Source organism: Peribacillus sp. P4_C12 (genome assembly GCF_056402095.1).
The window spans coordinates 1-855 of the sequence record NZ_JBFUIB010000998.1 but is presented as its reverse complement, the minus strand read 5'-3'; the positions used below and the strand labels follow the sequence as shown (position 1 = coordinate 855).

At 44.3% G+C, this 855-nt stretch carries 1 protein-coding gene and 1 pseudogene; both read right to left on the bottom strand.

Annotated elements, in window-relative coordinates:
* A partial coding sequence (locus tag AC1DUW_RS30815; RefSeq protein ID WP_477644448.1) for an L-serine ammonia-lyase, iron-sulfur-dependent, subunit alpha occupies window positions 1-542 on the bottom strand: 542 nt, incomplete at its 3' end.
* Window positions 539-855: pseudogene (locus tag AC1DUW_RS30810) on the bottom strand (hypothetical protein); the annotation flags it as partial. The gene AC1DUW_RS30815 and the pseudogene AC1DUW_RS30810, both read right to left, overlap by 4 nt.

The following is an 855-nucleotide window of genomic DNA, read 5'->3' as shown; positions in this document are numbered from 1 at the left end:
GCTGCCATGGCCGTTGCGGAGCCCACCTCTGCTTGACAGCCTCCAGCAGCCCCCGAAATGAAAGAACGGTTCGCAATGACAAGCCCGAGCATACTTGCCGTGAATAACCCCATAACTAAATCTTTATAAGGCGTGCCATCATTTTTATGAAGCGAAAACAGTACCCCAGGCAGAATCCCTGCTGCACCCGCAGTTGGGGTAGCTAYAATGACCCCCATTCGGGCGTTACTTTCAGAAGTTGCCAATGAAAAGCTCATTGCGTTGCTTATATAGCTGCCTGACAAAGATTTACCTTGTTGAACGTAATCATTCATTTTCACAGCATCTCCGCCAGAAATTCCACTCGGTGCGGTTGTGGCATCCTTTATACCGTTATCAACGGCTTCCTTCATTTTAATCAATCGTTCTTCCATCATACTGATAATAGCTTGTTGGTCTCTTCCTGACTTTTCTGCTTCCATCATTAGCATGATTTCGCCAATGCTTTTTTCTTCTCTTTGACAAGCTTCATTTAATTCTTTCATGGTCTGGATTTCCATCATATAGCCTTGTCCATTACTTTCTTTCTTGGATGATAAGAACTAGCAAGGGCTGAAAAGTCATCACCTGCACTGAGACGAATCGCTACCATATCGTCGTCTATCATGAAAATCTTGGATAAACCACCACCAAGTGATGCTCCGCCTACCTTTACTACACAATCGCCGCGTTTTGCTGTCACGATTGTTGTGTTAGGATGGTCAAAATACTCGCAACAGCTTTCAAATTCAATTTCGTACTGCATTCCATTCTCTTTTGCCCATTCCAACGAGTTTTTAATGCGTGAATCATCGGTATCCATCCCAAGTAATCCGC